Source organism: Salininema proteolyticum, from assembly GCF_042685645.1.
GTDB lineage: Bacteria > Actinomycetota > Actinomycetes > Mycobacteriales > Micromonosporaceae > Salininema > Salininema proteolyticum.
On sequence record NZ_JBHUNX010000001.1, the window covers coordinates 1825442 to 1846684 of the forward strand.

At 70.9% G+C, this 21243-nt stretch carries 20 protein-coding genes and 1 riboswitch; of the genes, 17 read left to right on the top strand and 3 right to left on the bottom strand.

Features of this window, described 5'->3' with window-relative positions; all coding sequences use genetic code 11:
* Positions 1 to 55 precede the first annotated feature (55 nt).
* Complete coding sequence (locus ACFTE1_RS08515) at positions 56 to 463, bottom strand: RidA family protein (RefSeq protein ID WP_380617996.1); 408 nt, start codon at positions 461 to 463, stop codon at positions 56 to 58.
* Positions 464 to 521: 58 nt separating this feature from the next.
* Between ACFTE1_RS08515 and ACFTE1_RS08520 the strand changes: the two genes are divergently transcribed.
* From ACFTE1_RS08520 to ACFTE1_RS08555, 8 genes are all read left to right on the top strand, one after another.
* The gene (locus ACFTE1_RS08520; protein ID WP_380617997.1) at positions 522 to 1721 is read left to right on the top strand and encodes an alanine racemase; all 1200 of its coding nucleotides are present in this window, start codon (positions 522 to 524) and stop codon (positions 1719 to 1721) included.
* A 35-nt stretch (positions 1722 to 1756) separates the two neighbouring features.
* The gene (locus ACFTE1_RS08525) at positions 1757 to 2272 is read left to right on the top strand and encodes an adenine phosphoribosyltransferase (protein ID WP_380617998.1); all 516 of its coding nucleotides are present in this window, start codon (positions 1757 to 1759) and stop codon (positions 2270 to 2272) included.
* 263 nt (positions 2273 to 2535) lie between these two features.
* Positions 2536 to 4449, top strand: coding sequence for a DEAD/DEAH box helicase (locus tag ACFTE1_RS08530; RefSeq protein WP_380617999.1), 1914 nt, complete (start codon positions 2536 to 2538; stop codon positions 4447 to 4449).
* Positions 4449 to 5021 carry an SWIM zinc finger family protein gene (locus ACFTE1_RS08535; RefSeq protein WP_380618000.1) on the top strand — a complete coding sequence of 191 codons (573 nt, stop codon included), beginning with the start codon at positions 4449 to 4451 and terminating at the stop codon, positions 5019 to 5021. The genes ACFTE1_RS08530 and ACFTE1_RS08535 overlap by 1 nt, the downstream gene beginning before the upstream one ends.
* A gap of 91 nt (positions 5022 to 5112) precedes the next feature.
* Positions 5113 to 5649 (top strand): GNAT family N-acetyltransferase, encoded by a 537-nt coding sequence (locus ACFTE1_RS08540; RefSeq protein WP_380618001.1) that lies wholly within the window; start codon positions 5113 to 5115, stop codon positions 5647 to 5649.
* Between the two features lie 247 nt (positions 5650 to 5896).
* The gene (locus ACFTE1_RS08545) at positions 5897 to 6862 is read left to right on the top strand and encodes a lactonase family protein (RefSeq protein WP_380618002.1); all 966 of its coding nucleotides are present in this window, start codon (positions 5897 to 5899) and stop codon (positions 6860 to 6862) included.
* Positions 6863 to 7125: 263 nt separating this feature from the next.
* On the top strand, positions 7126 to 7737 hold the full coding sequence (locus ACFTE1_RS08550) for an acyl-CoA-like ligand-binding transcription factor (protein WP_380618003.1): 612 nt from the start codon (positions 7126 to 7128) through the stop codon (positions 7735 to 7737).
* Between the two features lie 127 nt (positions 7738 to 7864).
* The gene (locus ACFTE1_RS08555) at positions 7865 to 10075 is read left to right on the top strand and encodes an MMPL family transporter (RefSeq protein WP_380618004.1); all 2211 of its coding nucleotides are present in this window, start codon (positions 7865 to 7867) and stop codon (positions 10073 to 10075) included.
* 78 nt (positions 10076 to 10153) lie between these two features.
* Here ACFTE1_RS08555 and ACFTE1_RS08560 read toward each other — a convergent pair whose 3' ends face one another.
* The gene (locus ACFTE1_RS08560; protein ID WP_380618005.1) at positions 10154 to 11209 is read right to left on the bottom strand and encodes a pirin family protein; all 1056 of its coding nucleotides are present in this window, start codon (positions 11207 to 11209) and stop codon (positions 10154 to 10156) included.
* A 193-nt stretch (positions 11210 to 11402) separates the two neighbouring features.
* Here ACFTE1_RS08560 and ACFTE1_RS08565 point away from each other — a divergent pair, with 193 nt between their 5' ends.
* On the top strand, positions 11403 to 11945 hold the full coding sequence (locus ACFTE1_RS08565; RefSeq protein WP_380618006.1) for a MarR family winged helix-turn-helix transcriptional regulator: 543 nt from the start codon (positions 11403 to 11405) through the stop codon (positions 11943 to 11945).
* A 101-nt stretch (positions 11946 to 12046) separates the two neighbouring features.
* Here the strand turns inward: ACFTE1_RS08565 and ACFTE1_RS08570 are convergent, their stop codons facing one another.
* The gene (locus ACFTE1_RS08570; protein WP_380618007.1) at positions 12047 to 12757 is read right to left on the bottom strand and encodes a TetR/AcrR family transcriptional regulator; all 711 of its coding nucleotides are present in this window, start codon (positions 12755 to 12757) and stop codon (positions 12047 to 12049) included.
* 81 nt (positions 12758 to 12838) lie between these two features.
* Here ACFTE1_RS08570 and ACFTE1_RS08575 point away from each other — a divergent pair, with 81 nt between their 5' ends.
* The 8 genes from ACFTE1_RS08575 (at position 12839) to gcvP (ending at position 21221) form a co-directional block, all read left to right on the top strand.
* The gene (locus ACFTE1_RS08575; RefSeq protein ID WP_380618008.1) at positions 12839 to 13735 is read left to right on the top strand and encodes an alpha/beta fold hydrolase; all 897 of its coding nucleotides are present in this window, start codon (positions 12839 to 12841) and stop codon (positions 13733 to 13735) included.
* A gap of 73 nt (positions 13736 to 13808) precedes the next feature.
* Positions 13809 to 14666, top strand: a complete 858-nt coding sequence (locus ACFTE1_RS08580; protein ID WP_380618009.1) for a hypothetical protein — start codon at positions 13809 to 13811, stop codon at positions 14664 to 14666.
* Between the two features lie 362 nt (positions 14667 to 15028).
* Complete coding sequence (locus tag ACFTE1_RS08585; protein ID WP_380618010.1) at positions 15029 to 15637, top strand: CDP-alcohol phosphatidyltransferase family protein; 609 nt, start codon at positions 15029 to 15031, stop codon at positions 15635 to 15637.
* An 85-nt stretch (positions 15638 to 15722) separates the two neighbouring features.
* The gene (gene gcvH, locus ACFTE1_RS08590) at positions 15723 to 16106 is read left to right on the top strand and encodes a glycine cleavage system protein GcvH (RefSeq protein WP_380618011.1); all 384 of its coding nucleotides are present in this window, start codon (positions 15723 to 15725) and stop codon (positions 16104 to 16106) included.
* A gap of 33 nt (positions 16107 to 16139) precedes the next feature.
* Positions 16140 to 16580, top strand: coding sequence for an FHA domain-containing protein (locus ACFTE1_RS08595; RefSeq protein WP_380618012.1), 441 nt, complete (start codon positions 16140 to 16142; stop codon positions 16578 to 16580).
* 222 nt (positions 16581 to 16802) lie between these two features.
* A complete protein-coding gene (locus ACFTE1_RS08600; RefSeq protein ID WP_380618069.1) occupies positions 16803 to 17291 on the top strand; it encodes a bifunctional nuclease family protein in 489 nt (162 codons plus the stop codon).
* A 259-nt stretch (positions 17292 to 17550) separates the two neighbouring features.
* A complete protein-coding gene (locus ACFTE1_RS08605) occupies positions 17551 to 18081 on the top strand; it encodes a MerR family transcriptional regulator (protein WP_380618013.1) in 531 nt (176 codons plus the stop codon).
* A gap of 111 nt (positions 18082 to 18192) precedes the next feature.
* Positions 18193 to 18283: riboswitch (glycine riboswitch) on the top strand.
* A gap of 91 nt (positions 18284 to 18374) precedes the next feature.
* Positions 18375 to 21221, top strand: a complete 2847-nt coding sequence (gene gcvP, locus ACFTE1_RS08610) for an aminomethyl-transferring glycine dehydrogenase (protein ID WP_380618014.1) — start codon at positions 18375 to 18377, stop codon at positions 21219 to 21221.
* The last annotated feature ends 22 nt before the right edge of the window (positions 21222 to 21243 follow it).

Genomic DNA, 21243 nt, shown 5'->3' on the forward strand with positions numbered 1-21243 from the left:
GTTGCGGCGGCCGCCCGGTTCCGCTGGGGATGGCGCGGGCGGCCGCCGGCGGTGCCTATTCTACGACGGCGAGGGCGTCGACTTCGACGAGCATCTCTTCGCGCGGCAGGCCGGTGATGACCGTGGTGCGGCACGGGTAGGGCGTGCCCTCCGAGGTGTGCTTCTCGACGAACTCGGCGTAGGCCTCGTTCATGGCGGCGAAGTCGTCGCGGGTGGTGAGGTAGACGCGCAGCATGATGACGTCGTCCAGGCCCGCTCCGCCGGCGGCGAGGATGGCGTGGACGTTCTCCAGGGTGCGCAGCGTCTGGGCCTTGACATCGCCGGGGTAGAGGTATTCACTGGTGGCGGGGTCGACCGGGCCCTGTCCGGAGACCTGCAGCATGGGGCCCTTGCGGACGCCCTGCGGGAAGGCGTGGGCGGGCGGCGGTGCGTCGGTGGTGCGGATCGCTTGCTTCTCAGACATGCTGTTAGGATAGCTTACAGTTATTGGACGATCCACTCCGGTTGCGAGGGCTTTCACCATGGACTCCACCGTTCTCCCGGCGCCACAGCGAGACTGGGACGACCCGGTCCTGGACGCCGACTACCACACCGTTCCGTTCTCCGCCTGGGGCCGAAGGCTTTCGGACTGGCTGGCCGAGAGGCCCTCCGAGGCGTCCCTGCCGACCCCGGTCGTCGTCGGCGACGCGGCGGCCCTCGACTCCAATGTGAAGTCCATGGCGGAATGGTGCGCGGCGAGGGGGATCGAGCTGTCCCCGCACGGCAAGTCGACCATGGCCCCGCGTCTGTGGCGCCGTCAGCTGGAGGCCGGGGCGGCGGGCGTGACCGTCGCCAACGCGGCTCAGGCGCGCGTCGCCGTGCTCGCCGGCGTCGGCGAGATCCTCATCGCCAACGAGGTCACCGACCCCGAGGCTGTCGCGTGGCTGTCGGCCGTCTCCGAGGCGGGGGCCCGCGTCTCCGTGTTCGCCGACTCCCTCGACGGCGTCGCGCTGCTGGACCGCCATTGCCGCGGCGGTCTGCGCGTCTACACCGAGCTCGGCGTGGCCGGCGGCAGGGGCGGGGCGCGGAGCCTGGAAGAGGCCCGCGCCGTGGCCGAGGCCGTCCGCCGGTCGGCGAACCTCACCCTGGCCGGAACGGCGGGATACGAGGGCGCCGTGACCGGGCGGACGGACCCCGAGTCCCTGGCCGCGGTAGACGCCTACCTGAGCGACCTGGCCGAGCTGCACCGCGGCCTCGACCACGAGGCCGACGACGCGGCGATAACGGTGGGCGGCAGCGCCTTCTACGACCGCGTCGCGGCCGTCCTCGCCGGGAGGGGAGAGCGGATCCTGCTGCGGGCCGGCGCCTACGCCGTCCACGACCACGGCTTCTACCGCCGGATCGCCCCCTTCGAGCGCGGCGGGGACGGACCGGTCCTCAAGCCGGTCTGCACCGCCCGCGTCCGCGTGCTCTCCCTGCCCGAACCCGGCGTGGCCGTCCTCGACGCGGGACGGCGCGACCTGCCCTTCGACCAGGACCTGCCGCGACCGCTCCACTTCGACCACGCCTCGGCGGCCATCGCCGACCAGCACCTGACGCTGACCGGGGTCCAGGCCGACCTCGCGGTGGGTGACACGGTCGAGCTGGGGCTGTCCCACCCGTGCACGATCTTCGACAAGTGGCGGCTCGTTCCCCTGGTCGAGGACGGGACCGTGGTCGACGCCCTCCCCACGTTCTTCTGAGGGGGTCCGAGGGAGCGTGACGCTAGAGTGGACGGGTGAACCTCACCGATTACGTTCCCGTAGTGCCCGACTTCCCCGAACCCGGGGTGGGCTTCCGCGACATCTCGCCGCTGCTGGCCGATCCCGAGGCCTTCCGCGCCTCCGTCGAGGGCCTCCAGCGCCTGGCCGAAGGGCACCCCTTCGACCGGGTCGCCGCCTTCGACGCCCGCGGCTTCCTCTGGGCGGCGCCGCTGGCCGACCGAACCGGGACCGGGATCATTCCCGTCCGGAAGGGCGGCAAACTGCCGCGCAGCGGCGGCAGCGAGACCTACCGCGGCGAATATCACGAGGTCACCATCGAAGTCCCCGCCGGCGGCGTCCGCGAGGGCGACAAGATCCTCCTGGTCGACGACGTCATCGCCACCGGGGAGTCCATGGCCGCCGGGGCCCGGCTGGTCGAGAAGCTCGGCGGAACCGTGGCCGGATGCATCGCGCTGCTGGACATCGCCGGCCTCGGCGGGGTCGACCGGCTCGAGGGCCGGCCCGTGTCCACCCTGCTCGGCACCATCTGAGGGCTCCTCGCCCACGGGGACGAGGGGGCGCGCCGGGCGCTGTGAACCGCGTCCGCCGGACACCGCCGGGCCCGCGACCAGCCGCTCATTTCGGTCCGAAGTTTGTGGGCCAACCCCGGGTTGTGGCACAATAGTTCGTCTGCAACCGTCCGCCCGGCGTCGCCTCGGCGGCCGAATAGGCCCGCCACGCAGGGCGGACGGTCATTGAGCGAACACGGGGTGCCCCGCGGAGGGGCGCCAGGGGAAAGGAAGGCCGGGCCCGCATGGAGCGACCTCTGCCATTGGACGAGCTGCAACTCACTTTCCTACCGAACCACGCCGACCCCTCGGAGGGGCGTTTCTTCTTCTACGGAACGCCCGACCCGCTCGAGGCCACCCTCGACCTGGGGCTGCCCCCGGGGGACCCGGTCGACACCGAGCTGATGACCGAGGGCGGCCTCGCGGAGGTGCACGGGCGCGAGCTGCCCGTCCGGCCCGCGCTGAAACCGCTGGAGCGGATCGCCTCCCGCCCGGACATCAGCGGCTCCCTGGCCGCCTGGGCCCGCGTCTCCAACGCCGTCCTCGAACGGAAGTACGACCAGCTGGACAAGCTGGCCGACGAGCTTCCGGCCGAGGGACACGCCGCCTACCACTCCGACGGCCACCGCTGGAACGCCTCGGCGACGGTGGCGTCGTTCTTCGAGACCTATGCCGAGCTGCTGCGCTCCGACTCGCACGCCAACCGGCGCCTGATCACCGCCCAGCACGCCGACCCCGGCCCGGTGGAGCTCAACGCCGACCTGCGCCCCTACCAGGGCCACGGCATCTCCTGGCTGGAGACGGTCGCCGAGACCGGGTCGGGCGCCATCCTCGCCGACGACATGGGTCTGGGCAAGACGCTCCAGGCGATCGGGCTGCTGGCCCGGCGCGCCGGGGAGTCGCCGCACCTGGTGGTGTGCCCGACCTCGCTGGTGGGCAACTGGAAGCGCGAGATCACCCGCTTCGCCCCGCAGCTGAGCGTGCACGTCCACCACGGCCCCGGGCGCGCCCGCAAGCTCGCGTCGCTGCCTTATGTGGACATCATCGTGACCTCGTACTCCATCGCCCTGCGCGATATCAAGACCCTCAAGTCCTGGGTCTTCGACACCGTCGTGATCGACGAGGCCCAGGCGGTGAAGAACCACCGCTCCCGCACGGCCATGGCCGTCGCCGAGCTGACCGGCCGCGTCCGCCTCGCCCTGACGGGCACCCCGGTGGAGAACCACCTCCACGAGCTGTGGGCCATCAGCGAGTTCGTCAACCCCGGCCTGCTGGGCACCCAGGCAGAGTTCAAGCGCCGCTACGCCGACGCCATCGAGGCCCACCACAACCGCGACGCCGCCGCGGGCCTGCGCGCCCACATCGACCCCGTGGTGCTGCGCCGCCTCAAGGAGGAGGTGGCCTCGGACCTGCCGGACAAGATCGAGTCCACCGTCGCCTGCACCCTGACCGAGGAGCAGGCCCAGCTCTACAGCGAGGCGATCAACCTGGCCTTCGAGGAGGGCCTGGGGGAGGGCATCGCCCGGCGCGGGCGGATCCTCAAGCTCCTGACCGAGCTCAAGCAGATCTGCAACCACCCCGCTCAAGCCCTGGGGCAGAACGGCGGGAAGCTGGGCGACCGCTCGGGCAAGCTCGACCGCGTCACCGAGATGTGCGCCGAGCTGGTGGAGTCGGGCGGCCGCGCCCTGGTCTTCACCCAGTACCGGGCGGCGGGGGAGATGCTCGCCGGGCACTTCAAGGAGGCGCTCGGCATCGACGCGCCCTTCCTCCACGGCGGCCTCGACGGCGAGGCCCGCGAGCGCCTCGTCGACGCCTTCCAGGCCGCCGAGGGGCCCGCCGTCCTCATCATCTCGCTGCGCGCCGGCGGCACCGGCCTCAACCTGACCAACGCCAACCACGTCATCCACTTCGACCGGTGGTGGAACCCGGCGGTGGAGGACCAGGCGACCGACCGGGCCCACCGCATCGGCCAGGAGCAGACGGTCTACGTGCACAAGCTCGTCACCGCCGGGACCCTGGAAGAGCGCATCGACGAGCTGCTGACCCGCAAGCGCTTCGTCGCCCAGCAGGTCGTCGGCTCCGGAGAGGACTGGATCGGCGAGATGGACGACACCCAGTTCCGCAAGCTCATCGAACTCGACGGAGAGGGAGTGTCCTGATGGCCGACCCGTTCGGACAGACCTGGTGGGGGCGCAAGTGGTGGCGCTCCCTGGAGACCCTCGGACTGGGGTTCCCCGACCCGCGCATCACCAAGGGCCGCGCGATCGCCACGAGGGGCGACGTGCACGAGGTGGATATCCGCCCCGGCGCCGTGACCGGGTTCGTCGCCGAGAAGGAGGACGTCTATGAAGCCTGCCTCACCATTCCCGTCTACCCCGACGAGCAGTGGACCGAGGGGCTCACGCGCCTGGCGCTCTCGCCCTCGGCGACGGCCGCGCTGCTGACGGGGACGCTGTCCAAGCGCAGCGACTCCGTGCTGGCCGAGGCGGGGATCCAGCTGATCCCCAAGAAGACCGCCGTGGCGGAGAAGGACCGGCTGGAGTCGACGTGCACCTGCACCGACCGGCGGGCCGTCTGCGGCCACGGCATGGCGCTGGCGCTGGCGTCGGCGGCGAAGATGGACGAGGACGCCACCCGGATCCTGTATCTGCGCGGCTGCAACGTGGAGAGCCTGCCCGGGCGCCTGCGCGCGGCGCGGGTGGCCTCGTGGGACGCCGCCGAGTCGGTCTGAACCCGCTTTGAAACCGTTGCGGCCCTGAGCGGCCGGCCGGCCTCCCCGGGGAGGCCGGAGGGGTGTTGACGCCGGTCAGTACCATGATCGAATGCCCGAGCTCATCGTCCCCTCGCCCGCGGTCAAGGACTCGTTCTGGACGGCGGTGGAGGAGTACGCCGCCGCGGGGATGGGAGAGAGCCCGTCCACCTTCTCGGCGATCGAGATCGTCTGGCTCTACCGCGAGCTGGGCGCCGGAGACCGCCTCTTCGAACAGCACCTGGCCCGCATGGAGGCCGAGGCAGCGGGCGACCGCCCGCTGCGCACGTACTGGTGGGTCGAAGACGGGGAGTTCATCGGCCGCCTCACGCTGCGCCTGGGCCTGCCGATGGGGGAGAGGTTGAAGGGCGGCGACGTGGGCTACGACGTCCGCCCCTCGCGCCGAGGGGAGGGCCACGCGACGGCGATGCTGTCCACCTGCCTGGTCCTGGCCCGCCGGGAGGGCCTGGAGGAGCTGTACGTGAACTGCGAACCGTCGAACAAGGCCAGCCGGTCGGTCATCCGCCGCAACGGCGGGGAAACGGTCAAGCTGCCCCATCCCCGGGGGCGCACGGAGGACGGGTACCTCTGCCACAGGATCGGACTCTGACCCTCCGCGCCCTGAAGGCGCCTCCGCGGCGTCTCGGAGCCGCCGGCGCCGGCCCGGTCCCACAGGCCAGGACGCGCCGCAACGGGCGTCCAGTCCTCCGCCCCCGTCCGCGCCGGGCCGAAACAGGTGTTCATGGCCGTTTCCCGGCCGGCCGTCGATCGTCGGCCGATCCCCTTGGGGCGCCTGGCCGTTCAAACCGTACGGCCGTCTTTCCGATTACTGATAGTAAGGCTTACAATTATTATCTATGAACTCTCTACTCGGCAACTACACGTCCGAAGGCGGACCGGGACTGGCGCTCGGTGACGGCGACGGACTGTCGTCCGTGCTCGCCCTCCCCAACCCCTCCTGGATCACCCCCGGCCCCGACGGCGTGCACTACGCGCTCCTCGAAGACGAGGCCGGCGCGGCCCAGGCCTTCCGCGACTCCGGCCGCCTGGAGCCGGTGGGCCGACGGCGCTCCAGCGGCGGATCCCACCCCTGCCACGGCGCCATCGACCCCACCGGGCGCTACCTGGTGACCGCCAACTACGGATCAGGCTCGGTCGGCGTCCTGCCCATCGGAGAGGACGGCTCCCTCGGGGACCCCGTGTGCTCCCTCGACGTCGAGGGCTCCGGCCCCGACGAGGACCGCCAGGAGTCGGCCCACCCCCACCACGTCCTCTTCGCCGGAGGCCGGGTCTACGTGACCGACCTGGGCGCCGACGCCGTGCACCGCCTGGCGCTCGCCGCCGACGGCACGCTCTCCCACGCCGGAGCGACGAAGCTGCCCCCCGGCTTCGGCCCGCGCCACAGCATTGTCATTGGTCATCAGATATATATCGCCGCCGAGTTGACCCACCAGATCGCGCGGTTCGACCTCGACCCGGACACCGGCGAGCTGTCCGACCTGCGGCTGCTGGCGCTGCCGGACTCCGCGGAGCGGGACTACCCCTCTGCGATCGTCCCGGACGCCGAGCGCGGCGTCCTCTACGTGGCCGTGCGCGGAGGCGACTCCGTCCTGGTCGTCGACCCGGAGACCTTCACCGTGGTCGCCCGGCGCCCGGCCGGAGGGCGCTGGCCCCGCGACGCGGCGCTGGCCGAGACGGGGCGGCTGTGGGTGGCATGCCAGTTCGGGGGAGTGGTGACCGAGGTCGACATGGTCGGCTCCGACGACCCGCGCGTCCTGTGGACCGTCCCCGGCGTCTCCCGGGTGGTGCCCCGGCAGCGGTGAGCCGTACGGGCCCGGCGCCGGGGTCGCCGTGCGCCACGGCCTTCGCCCGGCGGCCGAAGACCGCGGCAGGCGAAGGGCCGTAAACGGCCGTGTCGCTCCGTTTCCGCCGGGCGGCCGAAGACCACGGTCCGCTCCGTCCGGCCCCGCGCACCGGGGCGTTACCCGGTAGGCGGGCCGCGAATGTGAAGCAAAACATTGCACTGGGGGAAAATTTTCCTCCAGTGCATCTTGAATTGCGATCAGAGCTCGCCTACTGTTGCCCTATGCCCGACATGACTGGTCTTCGCGAACGGAAGAAGAACGCCACCCGGCACGCCCTGGCCGAGGCGGCTTTCGACATCGCCGTGAAAGACGGCCTGGCGGCGGCCACGCCGGAGCGGATCGCCACCGAAGCGGGAGTCTCGACCCGCACCTTCCACAACTACTTCCCCAACCGCGACGCGGCCGTGGTCGACCACTACGGCGTCGCCTCCGACCGCTACGCGGAGATCCTCAACGAGCGGCTGGGCCGCCAGCCGCTGTGGACGGCGCTGCGCGAGACGTTCATCGACGTCACCCATGAGCGCGCCATGACCGAGAAGCAGTTGCAGCACTGCTGGGAGCTCGTGCGCGATCACGCCGAGCTGCTCTCGGTGCTGCTGGGGCGCCTGGAGACGCTGCGCGAGCGCGTGTGCCGGGTGATCGCCGAGCACACCGGCTACCACAAGGACTCCGCGGAGATCAGCCTCGTGGCCGGCAGCGCCGTCGTGGCGCTGCGCGTGGGCCAGGAGCAGTGGCTGGCCCGCCCCGAGACCGACCTGTGCGAGCAGATCCGCTCCGCGTTCGCCCTCTTGGAAGGGGGGCTGCTGGCCGAGGCCGACACTCCGTCCGCCTAGCCCCGCCCCGTCTTCCGCGGCCGCCGGCCGCGTTCCCCGATCGCCCGGACGGCGACGTCCGGTCCTTGCCCCGTGCCCGAAAACACCCGCAACACCCAAGTGCAAGAAACAGAAAGGACCCTGCCGCATGGCAACTTTTCTCTACCGGCTCGGCAAGGGAGCCTACCGGCGCGCCTGGCTGGTCATCGCGATCTGGGTCGCGATCGCCGCCGCCGTCGGAGCGGGCGCCTACCAGCTGGCCGAGGAGACCGACCCGTCGTTCTCCCTGCCCGGCACCGAGTCCCAGGAGGCCTTCGACCTCATCGAGGAGCGCTTCCCCGACTACGCCGCTGACGGGGCGAAGGCCAACGTCGTCTTCGCCGTCGACGAGGGCGAGGACATCACCGCCCCGGAGAACGCGGAGATCGTGCGGGAGACCCTGGCCTCGCTCCAGGAGAGCCCGAACCTGGCCAGCCTCACCGACCCGTTCGAGACGCAGATGATCGCCCCGGACAAGAGCTTGGCCGTGGCCACCGTCGGCTATGACGAGCCGGGCTTCAGCCTGCCCTCCGAGGCCACCGACGCGCTCGAAGACGCCGCCGAACAGGCCGCGGACCAGGGCATGCGCGTGGAGATAGGCGGTGACGCGCTGGTCGCCCCGCCGGAGATGGGCTCCAGCGAGATCATCGGCCTGGTCGTGGCCGCGGTGGTCCTCGTGGTCACCTTCGGCGCCTTCGTGGCCGCCGGGCTGCCGATCCTCACCGCCGTCCTCGGTGTGGGCCTGTCCACGGCCGCCATCGCCGCTGCGACGGCGTTCCTCGACGTCAACGAGTCGACCGGGACCCTGGCGAGCATGCTGGGCCTGGCGGTGGGCATCGACTACGCCCTGTTCATCCTCTTCCGCTACCGCTCGGAGCTGACCGAGGAGACCGTCGGGGACCACGGCGGGCGAGCCGAGGCCATCGGCAAGGCCAACGGAACCGCGGGCGGCGCCGTCGTCTTCGCCGGGACCATCGTCGCCATCGCCCTGCTCGGTCTCGCCGTGGTGGGGATCCCGTTCCTGACGACCATGGCCGCGGCCGCCGCGGCGACGATCGTCCTGGCCGTGCTCATCGCCGTCACGCTGCTGCCGGCCCTGGCGCGCCTGGTGGGCAGGCGGATCGTCTCGGAGAAGCGGCTGCGCCGCCGCTCCGAGGAGCGCACCCCGGCCGGCGGACGCTGGGCCGGGTTCATCACGCGCCGCCCGGTCGTCATGGGCCTGCTGGCCCTGGTGAGCCTCGCCGCGATCGCGGTTCCCGCGACCGACCTCGAACTGGCGCTGCCCGACGACGGCTCGGCCTCGGAGGAGTCCTCGCAGCGCCAGGCCTACGACATGATCGCCGACGCCTTCGGTCCGGGATACAACGGCAGCCTGATGCTGGTGGGCGACATGGGTGAGGCCTCCGACCCCGAACAGGTCTACGGCATGCTCCAACAGACCCTGTCCGAGGTCGACGGAATCGAGAACGTGGGCATGCCGAGGCCCAACGCCCCCGACTCGGACACGATGATCGCCATGGTCGTCCCCTCGAGCGGACCGGCCGACCAGGAGACGGCCGACCTCGTGCACGACCTGCGCGAGACGCTCGGCGAGGCGGAGTCCGGGGAGTGGTCGGTGACCGGCCAGACGGCGGTCAACATCGACATCTCGCAGCGGATCCTCGACTCGCTGCTGCCCTACCTGGCCATCGTGGTTGGCCTGGCGTTCCTGCTGCTGATGATCGTGTTCCGCTCGCTGCTGGTGCCGCTGGCGGCGACGGTGGGCTTCCTGCTGAGCGTGTTCGCCGCGTTCGGCGCCCTGGTGGCGGTGTTCCAGTGGGGCTGGGGCGCTTCGCTGTTCGGGGTGGACCAGCCCGGTCCGATCATGTCGGTGATGCCGATCATCTTGGTGGGCATCGTCTTCGGCCTGGCCATGGACTACCAGATCTTCCTGGTGACGCGGATCCGCGAGGCGTTCGTGCACGGCGAGGACCCTGTCAAGGCCATCGTGACGGGCTTCTCGCTGACGGCCCGCGTGGTCGTGGCCGCGGCGCTCATCATGGTCAGCGTGTTCGCCGCGTTCATGCTCAGCGACATGGAGATGATCGCGCCCATCGGCTTCGGCCTGGCCGCGGCCGTCCTGTTCGACGCGTTCGTGGTTCGCATGACGCTCATGCCCGCGTTCCTGGCGCTGACCGGAAAGGCGGCCTGGTGGCTGCCGGCGTGGCTGGACCGCGTCCTGCCGAAGGTCGACGTCGAGGGCGAGCGGCTCGCCGAGAGGCTGGACGCCGAGTCCGGCGGGGGAGAGTCCGAGCCCGAGCTGGTCGGGGCGCGGAAGTGACCCGGCCGGAATACTGAGGGGTGAGGGGGCGCCGGATCGGCGCCCCCTCACCCCTCTCGTTCGGTCGCGGCTGTGACGCTAGGCGCCCTCGCCGCGCCACTGCGGCCCGAAGAGGATCTCGCAGCCCTGGTTGGACGGGTTGTTGAACTCCTCGGGGGCCGGCGCGTAGTCGCGGCCCTCGTGACCGGCCGGGATCTGCCCCATGCGACCGGAGCGGAAGTCCTCCATCGCCTGGTAGATCTCCTCCTTGGTGTTCATGACGAACGGGCCGTAGCGGGCCACGGGTTCGCGGATGGGCTCGCCGCCGAAGAGGATCACCTCCATCGCACCCGTCTTGTGGTGCTGTTCTCCGGCGGCCTCGACGGTGAGGTAGTTGCCGTCCTTGGAGAACACCGCCATCTGCGACTCTCCGAGCGGGCGGCGGTCGTCGCCGACGAAGCCGTCGCCGTGCAGGGAGTAGGCCATGCCCGACCATCCCGGCACCCACGGGACGCGCACCTGCGCGCCGGGGGCGAGGGAGAGGTGGACGAGGTTGATGGGGGAGAAGGTGCTCCCCGGTCCCTCGTACTCGCCGATCCTTCCGGCGATGACGCGGATGAGCGTGCCCCCGTCGGCAGAGGTCAGCAGGGTGAGGCCCTGGCCCTTGATGTCCTGGTAGCGCGGGGCGTGCATCTTGGCCCTGGCCGGCAGGTTGACCCACATCTGGATGCCGTCGAACTCGCCGCCGTTCATGACGAGGTGCTCGCTGGGCAGTTCGTCGTGGAGCAGGCCGGACCCGGCGGTCATCCACTGGGTGTCGCCGTCGGCGATGACCCCGCCGCCTCCGTGGCTGTCGGTGTGGACGAAGACGCCGTCCATGAGGTAGGTGACCGTCTCGAAGCCGCGGTGCGGGTGCCAGGGCGCGCCCTTGGCCTCGTGCGGCTCGTAGGCGGCGATCATGTGGTCGAGCATGAGGATGGGGTCGAGCGCGTCCCACACGCGCGGGTCCGCCGTCGGGCGGCGGACGGGGAACCCGGCCCCTTCGAGGGCGCGCTGCGAGTCCACGACGACGCCGACGCGGCGGGGCAGGGCCTCCACCGCCGGGGCGTCGACGCGCGGCAGCGCGAGGATGTCGGGAGTTGTGACGGCTGGCATTGGTGCCTCCTCAGAGCTGGTATTCCTGGACCCGCTAATTTTAGTTGGTCGACCACATAAACTATTGGTCGGCCAAGTATATTCCATGATCCTCCGATCCGCCACGTAGTACCATCGGTAGACGACACCGTCGCAGCGAGTGCGGCCCCCGACACGCGTCCGACCGGACGGGGCGCCGCGAGAAGTTGGAGCCATGGCCGACACCACCCACGACACCGCCGAACAGACCGGGCCGAGCGCGGCGCCGGACCCCGACCGGCTCGACCCGAAAAGCTGCGACCGCGCCGTCAGCCTCGGCCGCGTCGGCCTGTCCCTGATCGCCACGGCCCGCTCGCACCGTATAGCTGCGGCCCGCGACCTCAAGGCGGCCGGGATCTACCCGGGGCAGGAGCTCGTCCTCCAGTATGTCGCCGAGTCCGGCCCCGCGCGGATGTGCGGCATAGTCGAGTCGGTCAACCTCGACCCCTCGACCGTGACCCGCACCGTCCAGCGCCTGGAGAAGAGCGGCTTCCTCTACCGCGAGACCGATCCCGACGACCGCAGGGCCAGCCGCATCGCGCTGACCGACGCGGGGCGCGACGCCCTGCGGGGGGCCAGGAAGGCCTGGGCCGACCTCGAAGAGCGCACCACCCGGGGCTTCAGCGAGGCCGAACTCGCCGAACTGGTCGGCTACCTGGAGCGGATCGAGCGCAACCTGGCGCCCTGCGCCGAGGGAATGGACGAAGAGCCCGCCTAGGCGCGTCCTCGCACGGCGGACCCGGGTACCCCGGCCGCACCTTCACTCGGCGGACCCGAACGCTCCGGGCCGCGCCCCGACGCGGGCTTACCGCCCAACGGTCACGCCCGCCCCGGAGAAGGCAGCCCCAGCAGCCCCCGGACGACGCGCCGCAGCGTCTCCTTGAGCTTCTCGTCGTCCGACACCGGCCGGGAGTCGGCGGCCTGATCCCCCATGGCCGCGGCGATGAGCGGAAAGTCCCCCGACGAGATCATGGAGTCGATGTAACGTGCCTGCGCGGCGAACCGCGAGTCATTGGAAGGGTCCGCCTCCCGCTCCATCCGCACCAGCATCGCCACGATGCCGGTGGTCATCGCCGTCGTCTTCAGCTTCGCGTTCCCCGGGGCGCCGGTGGGCTCCAGCGCGCCCAGCGCGTACTCCAGATAGCGCAGCCCCTTGGGGCCCATGCGCAGAACCTCGAGCGGCACGTCCAGGAACCACGGGTGGGCCCGGTAAACCGCGCGGATGCGCAGCGCGATGTCCGCCATGTCCTCGGCCGGGTCCCCGGTGTGCGGCACGCTGACGTCCACCTCCCCGGCCATCTCGTCGGTCATGAGGTCCAACAGGTCCTCCCGGCTGGAGACATAGCGGTACAGCGAGGCCGGCCCGGTCCCCAGCCGCCTGGCCACGCTGCGCATCGTGACCGCCTCCAGCCCCTCCTCGTCGGCGATGGCCACCGCGGCGGCGGTGATGCCCGCGTGGTCGCGCTCGGGCGCCGGCCCCCGCCTGCCGCGCCGGGACCGCAGCCACACGACCTCCGGAACCTCGCTCATAGGGCCCCCTGTTGCAGAAACGAGAACATCCGTCTATCATAAAACCGAGAACAGCGTTCGCAGTAAAGAGAGGACACCACCGTGAGCACCGACCTCTGGACCCCCACCGCCTACGCCGACGGCAACGGCGCCCGCATCGCCTACGACACCTACACCCCCGGCCGCGGCGGGCAGCCCGTCCTGCTCATCACCGGACTCGGCGCCAGCCGCCGCTGGTTCCCCGACGGCTTCGCCCAAGCCCTCGCCGACAAGGGCCTCCACCCCGTCCGCTACGACAACCGCGACTCCGGCGAGTCCACCCGCTTCGACCACGGCTCCGCCAACCCCCTCGCCGCGCTCTTCGGCAGAAGAAACCGGCCCTACACCTGCGAGGACACCGCCGACGACGCCGCGGCCGTCCTCGACGCCCTCGACATCGACGCCGCCCACCTCTTCGGCATCTCCATGGGAGGCGCCCTCGCCCAGCGCACGGCACTGCGCCACCCCGGCCGAGTCCGCACCCTCACCACCATGTCCTCCTTCCCCGGCGACAGATTCGGCATGAAACTGCTCAAACACATCAACCTCAAGACCGCCCGCGCCTTCCGCACCGTCGACTTCCCCGACACCCGCGAAGGCGCCGTCCAGACGATGCTCGCCATCAGCCGCCTCAACGCCAGCCCCAACGCCCCCTTCGACGAAGAAGCCGCCCTCGAACAGGCCGAACGCGTCGCCGACAACGGCATCCGCGACCGCAGGGCCCAGAGCCGCCAGATGAACGCCCGCTGGCACGGCGACCCCATCGAAAAGATCACCGCGCCCACCCTCGTCCTCCACGGCGAGGACGACCCCCTCGTCAAACTCTCCGGCGCCGAAGAGACCGCCCGCCGCGTGCCCGGCGCCCGCCTGCACACGATCCCACTGGTCGGCCACGACCTCCCCGCCCGCTGCTGGAACGAGATCGCCGACCGCATGACCGGCGACCACGAACCCGCTTGACGACCCCTTGTACCCTGGTCCCGGCGCCCGCCCCGGCGCCGGGACCGACCACCACGAAGCAAGGGACGCACCGATGACCTACCCTCCGCCGCAGGGACACACCCCGCCCCAGAGCACCGGGCCCGCCCCCGCCGGATACGACGCCTACCGCAGCGCGACCCAGCACACCGAGAGGCCCGGCCTCTCCGCGGCGCTGGCCGTCGCCGTCCTCCTCCAATTCGCGCTCGCCGCGGCGCTCGTCCTGCAGACCGTCGGGCTCTGGCAGCACACCGGAGACGCCGTCCGGGGCTTCGCCGCCGCCGTCGAGCGCGAGGTCGACGAGCGCGCTCCCGAGATCGTCGCGCGGGAGGCGGAGCGCACGGGCGTGCCCGAGGAGATCGCCTGGGAAGAGTACGAGCGCCAGCGCGCGGAACTCGACGTGGAGGCCGATCTGGAGAGGGCCGCCCGGGAAGGGGGAGGGGACTACGTCGACGAGGACTTGAACCCCAGCGGGGTCTTCACTATCCCCGCGTTCGCGACCGCCGGCCTGCTCATGCTAAGCGGGATCCTGCTGCTGTTCCGGCGCAACGGGGCCCGCGTCCTCAGCTTCATCGTGCACCCCTTCCTCCTCCTCGGCTGCGGCGCCTTCTCCGCCGGGCTGCTCGCGCTCCCGAAGGTCGCGGGGGAGGAGCTGGGCGACGGGATCGCGTCGGGCGGCGGTCCCGCCGAGAACGCCCTCCGCGACATCGTTCGCGACTCGGCGGGCGGCTTCCTGGACTCCTACCCGTCCTGGTTCGTGCCCTCCGTCTACGCCGTCGCCGTCCTCTCCACGCTCGGCTCGATCCTGGTCATCATCCTGCTGGCCACGCGCGGGTCCCGGGAGTACTGCAAGGGCCGGGCGGCCCAGGCGGCGCCGCGGCAGCCGCAGTTCGACCACCGGGCCGGGTACTGACCGTACGCGGAGCCGCGCCGGGCGGCCGCTCGGTCCGCCGGGGGAGCACCCCGCCGGTGCGCACTCTTCGGAGCTCGAGGCGAGAACGACGGGACGGCCGCCGTCCGCTCGGGGAGGCGGCATCACCTTTCCCCGCCTCTTCGCACGAGTGTCCGGTAATAGAGTCTTTCCTCACTTTTCAGTAAAGATATATCGACAACGATGTAGATTCATCGGGCCGATACCCCTGCAAAACCCCTCCTTACCGGACGAACGTGACGGGCTCCGCCCGTCGCCGAGACCTCAAAGCCTCGATTTCCCCTGTCCCGACAAGGTGGCGGACCGTTAAGATTCTCTTAGAAGGGAAGGTGACGGAGGTGCCGGTGACCAGGGATCAGACGGTGGAGGGCTGGGGCGTGTGGACCTGGCCCAACCTCGTGACGGCCATCCGCCTGGCGGGCATACCCCTGTTCTGCTACCTGCTCTTGGCGACCGACCAGTACGTCGCGGCGGCCGTCGTCCTCGCCGTGGGCGGAGGCAGCGACTGGGTGGACGGACAGCTGGCCCGCCGCCTCAACCAGGTCTCCAAGCTCGGCCGGCTCCTCGACCCGATGGTCGACCGCCTCTACATCATGACCGCCCTCCTGGCGCTCACCTACATGGACATCCTCCCGTGGCTGTTCACCGGCACGATCCTCGTGCGCGAGGCCGTCCTCGCCTCCCTGGTCCTCGCTCTGCGCTGGCACGGTTACCCGCCCCCGCAGGTCCACTTCCTCGGAAAGACCGCCACTTCTATCGTGTTCGCGTCATTCCCGGTCTTCGTCATCGCCTATCTCGGAGGCCCCTCCCTCACGGGCGCAACGGCACTGGCCTGGGCGCTGGCCTGGTGGGGCCTCGCGCTCTACTGGCTGGGTGCGCTCGTTTACATAGTCCAGGGCGCGAAACTCATTCATTCTGTACGGGTGGAAGCGAGGCCGATCGCGTCGGCGTGACCCGCGTGTCGGGGCCGTGACGGCTGGCGCTACCGTCGAGAGGTCCGCCCCGCTGTCCCAGCGGCGAAACTGAGAGGAGCATGGGGTGTCCGAGATACCGGAGAACCTGCGTTACACCAAGGAACACGAGTGGATCGAGCAGCGGTCCGAAAAGGTGGTGCGCATCGGCATCACCGATCACGCGCAGGACTCCCTGGGCGATGTCGTCTTCGTGGACCTTCCCGAGGTCGGCGACGAGTTCGACGAGAACGACGTCGTGGGCGAAGTGGAGTCGACCAAGAGCGTGTCGGACGTGTACGCGCCGGTCAAGGGTTCCATCGCCGCGGTCAACGAGGCCGTCGTCGCGGATACGGAGACGATCAACAAGCACCCCTACACCGAGGGCTGGCTTTTCGAGGTCGAGCTCGCCGACGACGCGGACCTGAGTGAATTGCTCGACGCCGCCGCGTATGCCAAGCTTACCGAGTAGCGAGTTGTTAGAGCGTAGACGAGGAGACTACTGATGAGCCGTGCGAACGAAGAATTTCCGCCGCCGGATGTGACGGCGACGATGGACCTGGCCGACATCAACCAGGCGGGAGAGGGCGGAGCCGACGCCCAGGGACCGCAGCCGGCGGACTCGCTGCCGGTCGGCACCGCGCTGCTGGTGGTCAAGAAGGGTCCCAACTCCGGAGCCCGCTTTCTCCTCACCAATGAAGTGACCAGCTCCGGACGTCACCCCGATTCGGACATCTTCCTCGACGACGTGACCGTCTCGCGGCGCCACGCGGAGTTCCACCGCGACGCCTCGGGTTTCACCGTCCGCGACATGGGCAGCCTGAACGGCACCTATGTCAACCGCGAGCGGGTCGAGACCGCGACCCTCGGCCACGGCGACGAGGTCCAGATCGGGAAGTTCCGCCTCGAGTTCGTCGGGGGTCCCCGGCCCGTCCCGGGCCAGTAGGACGCCCCTGAGCTCCCGGCGCCGCCGCGCGCCGCGGAACACCGCCGCCCCGGACCCCACTCCGGAGCGCGAAGAGAGACGCCGAGCGAAAGGCGGGGAGGGCTCCCTCCCCGCCTTTCGCCGTACCGGAGGCCGACACGGGCGTCTCGGCCTCCGGTTCCCACAGCCGCCGCGGGCTTGTAGGCTGAAGGTGAGCAAACGATGGACGGATGGTTGATCGCCGTGAAGGAAATGGATGTCGTGGGCGTCCGGGTCGAACTCCCCAGCAAGCAGCCGGTGGTTCTACTGCACGAGACGGCGGGGGACCGCTACCTCCCCATCTGGATCGGGACGGTCGAGGCCGCCGCGATCGCCTATCACCACAATGAGACGCCCCTTCCCCGCCCGCTGACCCACGACCTGCTGGGCGACGTGATCGAGACGCTGGGGGCCACCCTCGACCGAGTCGAGATCGTCGACCTCAAGGAGGCGGTCTTCTTCGCCGAGCTGGTCATCGACGGCGAGACCCGCGTGTCCTCGCGCTCCTCCGACGCCATAGCCCTGGCCCTGCGCTCCCACGTCCCGATACTGTGCTCGGACGAGGTGCTGGACGCGGCCGGGGTGAACCTCCCCGACTCCGAAGAGGAAGAGGTCGAGCGCTTCCGACGGTTCCTCTCCGAGGTCGAGCCGGAGGACTTCGAGGAGGAGTCGGGCCCCGGCGGGCCCGCCTGAAGGCCGGCCCGCCGCCGGCGGCGTGTCCGGACCGGCTCCGGCGTCCACTGGGGAGCGGCGCTCGCCGGGCCCCGCTCCCACCGGGTTCTCCCGGGCACCGTCCCCAGTGTCCATTAAAGGGTGACACAGGTAGAAATACCGATTTAACTCACCCGGGACCCCCGCAGGCGATAGTCTCACCTTCAAAAGCTCATGTTCGGCGCAGAAGCGCCCGGGAGTCCGATTCCGGGCGCGGTCGTCCAAAGGTGCGGAGGTAGACGTGGAAGTTCGAGGAGAGGTCCGCGATCCCATCAGGGTCATTCGCGGCTGGAGGGGACGCGCCGCCTGCCGCGCCGTGGGGATCACCTACCGCCAACTCGACTACTGGGCCCGCACGGGCCTCGTCCAGCCGAGCGTCCGTCCCGCGACCGGGTCGGGATCCAACCGCCTCTACTCCTTCCGCGACGTGGTCTTTTTGAAGGTCATCAAGCGGCTGCTGGACGCCGGCGTCTCGCTGCGCCAGATCCGCAAGGTCGTCGACGTCCTGCAGCGCCGGGGCGTCAAGGACCTCACCGAGGTCACGCTGCTGTGCGACGGGTCGTCGGTGTACGAGTGCCGCACCGCGGGCGAGGTGATCGATCTCATGCGCGGCGGCCAGGGTGTGTTCGGCATCGCCGTCAAGCAGTCGATCAGCGAGGTCATGAACCGCCTCTCGACGCTCTCCTGCGCGGAGGTCCCGGTCGTTCCCCCTGGACAGCCCGCCGCCGCGGCGCCGCAGACCCCGGTGGCGCAGGGGGCCGACCAGAGCTGAGGCGACGACCCGGGAACACGAGGATTCGTCCTACGTGTGTGTCCCGGAGGACATCCAGGGCCTTCTCTGCACTACGATGGGGTTAAGCGGGCACGGCGCCCGCCCAAGCCGAACATCCGTACGGGAGAGACCGCGTCCGACGCGGCACCGAAGGGGAAAGTGCTCCTCCGAAGCTCTCAGGTACCCGGACTGTATGGAATGGCTGAACTGGAAGCCGCCGCGCGCGGTGACAGTTGAGGAGAACAAACGCTGCCCGAACCGGCCATGCTTGTTTTCCACCACCTGGAGGCTCTATGTCGTCCCTTGGTCCTTTCGTATCCCGTCATATCGGACTGTCCGAAGCCGACCGCCACGCCATGCTGAAGACCGTCGGCGCGTCCTCGGTCGAAGACCTCATGGGCACCGCGATGCCCGAGGTCATCCGCTCTCGCGACGGACTGGCGCTGCCCGCGGCGCTCTCCGAGTCCGGCGCGCAGGAGGCCCTCAAGTCCTACGCCGACCGCAATCGGCGGGTCAAGAGCCTCATCGGCCAGGGGTACCGCAACACCCTGATGCCCGCGGCCATCCGCCGCAACGTCCTGGAGAACCCGGCCTGGTACACCGCCTACACGCCCTACCAGCCCGAGATCAGCCAGGGGCGCCTCGAGGCGCTGCTGAACTTCCAGACCATGGTCTCCGACCTGACCGGCCTGCCGGTGTCCGGTGCGAGCCTCCTCGACGAGGCCAGCGCCGCCGCCGAGGCCATGCTGCTGGCCCGCCGCGGCGCCCGCAAGGACAAGTCCGGCGTCTTCGCCGTCGACTCCCGCGTCCTGCCGCAGACCCTCGAGGTCCTCAAGACCCGCGCCGAGCCGGTCGGCATCACCCTGCACGTGGCCGACCTGACCGACCCCGCCGCCCTGCCCGAGGCCCTGTTCGGCGCCTATGTGCAGTACCCGGCCCTCGACGGGGCGGTGGACGACTGGTCCGCCCTGGCCGAGGCCGTGCACGCCAAGGGCGGCTACCTGGCCGCCGGCTGCGACCTGCTGGCCGCCACGCTCCTGGCCGCGCCGGGGGAGTGGGGTGCCGACATCGCGGTGGGCACCACCCAGAACCTCGGCATGCCGCTGGGCTTCGGCGGGCCGCACGCGGCCTACATGTCGGTCGCCAAGGGCCTGGAGCGCCAGCTGCCCGGCCGCCTGGTCGGCGTCAGCAAGGACGCGGACGGGCGTCCCGGCCTGCGCCTGGCCCTGCAGACCCGCGAACAGCACATCCGCCGCGACCGCGCCACCAGCAACATCTGCACCGCCCAGGTGCTGCCGGCCGTGATCTCCTCGATGTACGCCGTCTGGCACGGCCCGGCGGGCCTGCGGGTCATCGCCCAGGAGATCGCCGCCAAGACCGCGCGCCTGCACGCCGGCCTGACCGCCGCGGGCTTCGCCCCCGCCGGGGAGAGCGCCTTCGACACCGTCGCCGTGACCGCTGTCGGCCGTGCCGACGAGCTGGTCGCCGCCGCCCTGGAGCGCGGGGTCAACATCCGCCGCGCGGACGCCGACACTGTGGGCGTGACCGTCGACGAGGCCACCTCCGAGGACGACCTGCGGGCCGTAGCCGAGGCCTTCGGCGCCGAACTGCCGGCGTCGGCCGAGGAGCTGCTGCCGCGCGGCCTGCTGCGCGAAAGCGACTACCTGACCCACCCGGTCTTCTCCTCCTACCACTCCGAGACGGCGCTCATGCGCTACCTGCGCCGCCTCTCGGACATGGACTACGGCCTGGACCGCGGCATGATCCCGCTGGGCTCGTGCACCATGAAGCTCAACGCCGCCGCCGAGATGGAGCCCGTCTCCTGGCCCGACTTCGCCGAGATCCACCCGCTGGCCCCCGCCGACCAGGTCCGGGGCTGGACCGGTCTGGTCGAGGAGCTGGAGGGCTGGCTGGCCGACGTCTGCGGCTACCACGCCGTCTCGGTGCAGCCCAACGCGGGCAGCCAGGGCGAGCTGGCCGGACTGCTGGCCATCCGCGCCTGGCAGCGCGACAGGGGCGAGGAGGCCCGCGACGTGTGCCTCATCCCCTCCTCCGCGCACGGCACCAACGCCGCTTCGGCCGTCCTGGCCGGGATGCGCGTCGTGGTCGTCGCCTGCGAGGAGAGCGGCACGATCGACCTTGCCGACCTGAACGCCAAGATCGAGGAGCACGCCGACGACCTGGCGGCCATCATGGTCACCTACCCGTCGACCTACGGCGTCTTCGACACCGACATCGCCGACGTGTGCGACCGCGTCCACCGCGCCGGGGGCCAGGTCTACGTCGACGGCGCGAACCTCAACGCGCTGCTGGGCTGGGCCAAGCCGGGCCGCTTCGGCGCCGACGTGAGCCACCTGAACCTGCACAAGACGTTCTGCATCCCGCACGGCGGCGGCGGACCGGGCGTGGGCCCGGTGGCCGTGGCCGAGCACCTGGCCCCGTACCTGCCGGGCGACGCCGCCGGCGAGAGCGAGGGCCTGGTCGGGCCCGTCTCCCAGGCGGCCCACGGCTCGGCCGGCATCCTGCAGATCCCGTGGATGTACCTGCGGATGATGGGCCCCGACGGCCTGACCGCCGCGACGGCCAACGCCGTCCTGTCGGCCAACTACGTCGCCGCCCGCCTGCGCGACCACTTCCCGGTCCTCTACACCGGCGAGGGCGGCTTCGTGGCCCACGAGTGCATCCTGGACCTGCGCGCGCTGAGCAAGGAGACGGGCGTGAGCGTCGACGACGTGGCCAAGCGCCTGATCGACTACGGCTTCCACGCCCCGACGATGTCCTTCCCCGTCACCGGCGCGCTCATGGTCGAGCCGACTGAGTCGGAGGACCTGGCCGAGCTGGACCGCTTCTGCGACGCGATGATCGCCATCCGCGGCGAGATCGACGAGGTCGCGCGCGGCGAGGTCGCGGTGGGGGACTCCGTCCTGCGCCACGCCCCGCACACCGCGGTGGACCTCGCGGCCGAGGAGTGGGACCGCGCCTACTCCCGCCGCAAGGCGGGGTGGCCGATGGGAGCCAACACTTCCGGGCTGGCCAGCGACTCCTCCAAGTACTGGCCGCCGGTGTCCCGGGTGGACAATGCGTGGGGCGACCGCAACCTGGCCTGCTCCTGCCCCGCCCCGGAGGCGTTCGGCGAATAGGCGGGTGACGGCGGCGTTACGC

Excerpts from the sequence above, each read along its gene's own strand:
- ACFTE1_RS08515 (WP_380617996.1), bottom strand. The coding sequence starts at position 463 with ATGTCTGAGAAGCAAGCGATCCGCACCACCGACGCACCGCCGCCCGCC.
- ACFTE1_RS08520 (WP_380617997.1), top strand. The coding sequence starts at position 522 with ATGGACTCCACCGTTCTCCCGGCGCCACAGCGAGACTGGGACGACCCG.
- ACFTE1_RS08530 (WP_380617999.1), top strand. The coding sequence starts at position 2,536 with ATGGAGCGACCTCTGCCATTGGACGAGCTGCAACTCACTTTCCTACCG.
- ACFTE1_RS08535 (WP_380618000.1), top strand. The coding sequence starts at position 4,449 with ATGGCCGACCCGTTCGGACAGACCTGGTGGGGGCGCAAGTGGTGGCGC.
- ACFTE1_RS08540 (WP_380618001.1), top strand. The coding sequence starts at position 5,113 with ATGCCCGAGCTCATCGTCCCCTCGCCCGCGGTCAAGGACTCGTTCTGG.
- ACFTE1_RS08545 (WP_380618002.1), top strand. The coding sequence starts at position 5,897 with ATGAACTCTCTACTCGGCAACTACACGTCCGAAGGCGGACCGGGACTG.
- ACFTE1_RS08550 (WP_380618003.1), top strand. The coding sequence starts at position 7,126 with ATGCCCGACATGACTGGTCTTCGCGAACGGAAGAAGAACGCCACCCGG.
- ACFTE1_RS08555 (WP_380618004.1), top strand. The coding sequence starts at position 7,865 with ATGGCAACTTTTCTCTACCGGCTCGGCAAGGGAGCCTACCGGCGCGCC.
- ACFTE1_RS08560 (WP_380618005.1), bottom strand. The coding sequence starts at position 11,209 with ATGCCAGCCGTCACAACTCCCGACATCCTCGCGCTGCCGCGCGTCGAC.
- ACFTE1_RS08565 (WP_380618006.1), top strand. The coding sequence starts at position 11,403 with ATGGCCGACACCACCCACGACACCGCCGAACAGACCGGGCCGAGCGCG.
- ACFTE1_RS08570 (WP_380618007.1), bottom strand. The coding sequence starts at position 12,757 with ATGAGCGAGGTTCCGGAGGTCGTGTGGCTGCGGTCCCGGCGCGGCAGG.
- ACFTE1_RS08580 (WP_380618009.1), top strand. The coding sequence starts at position 13,809 with ATGACCTACCCTCCGCCGCAGGGACACACCCCGCCCCAGAGCACCGGG.
- ACFTE1_RS08595 (WP_380618012.1), top strand. The coding sequence starts at position 16,140 with ATGAGCCGTGCGAACGAAGAATTTCCGCCGCCGGATGTGACGGCGACG.
- gcvP (WP_380618014.1), top strand. The coding sequence starts at position 18,375 with ATGTCGTCCCTTGGTCCTTTCGTATCCCGTCATATCGGACTGTCCGAA.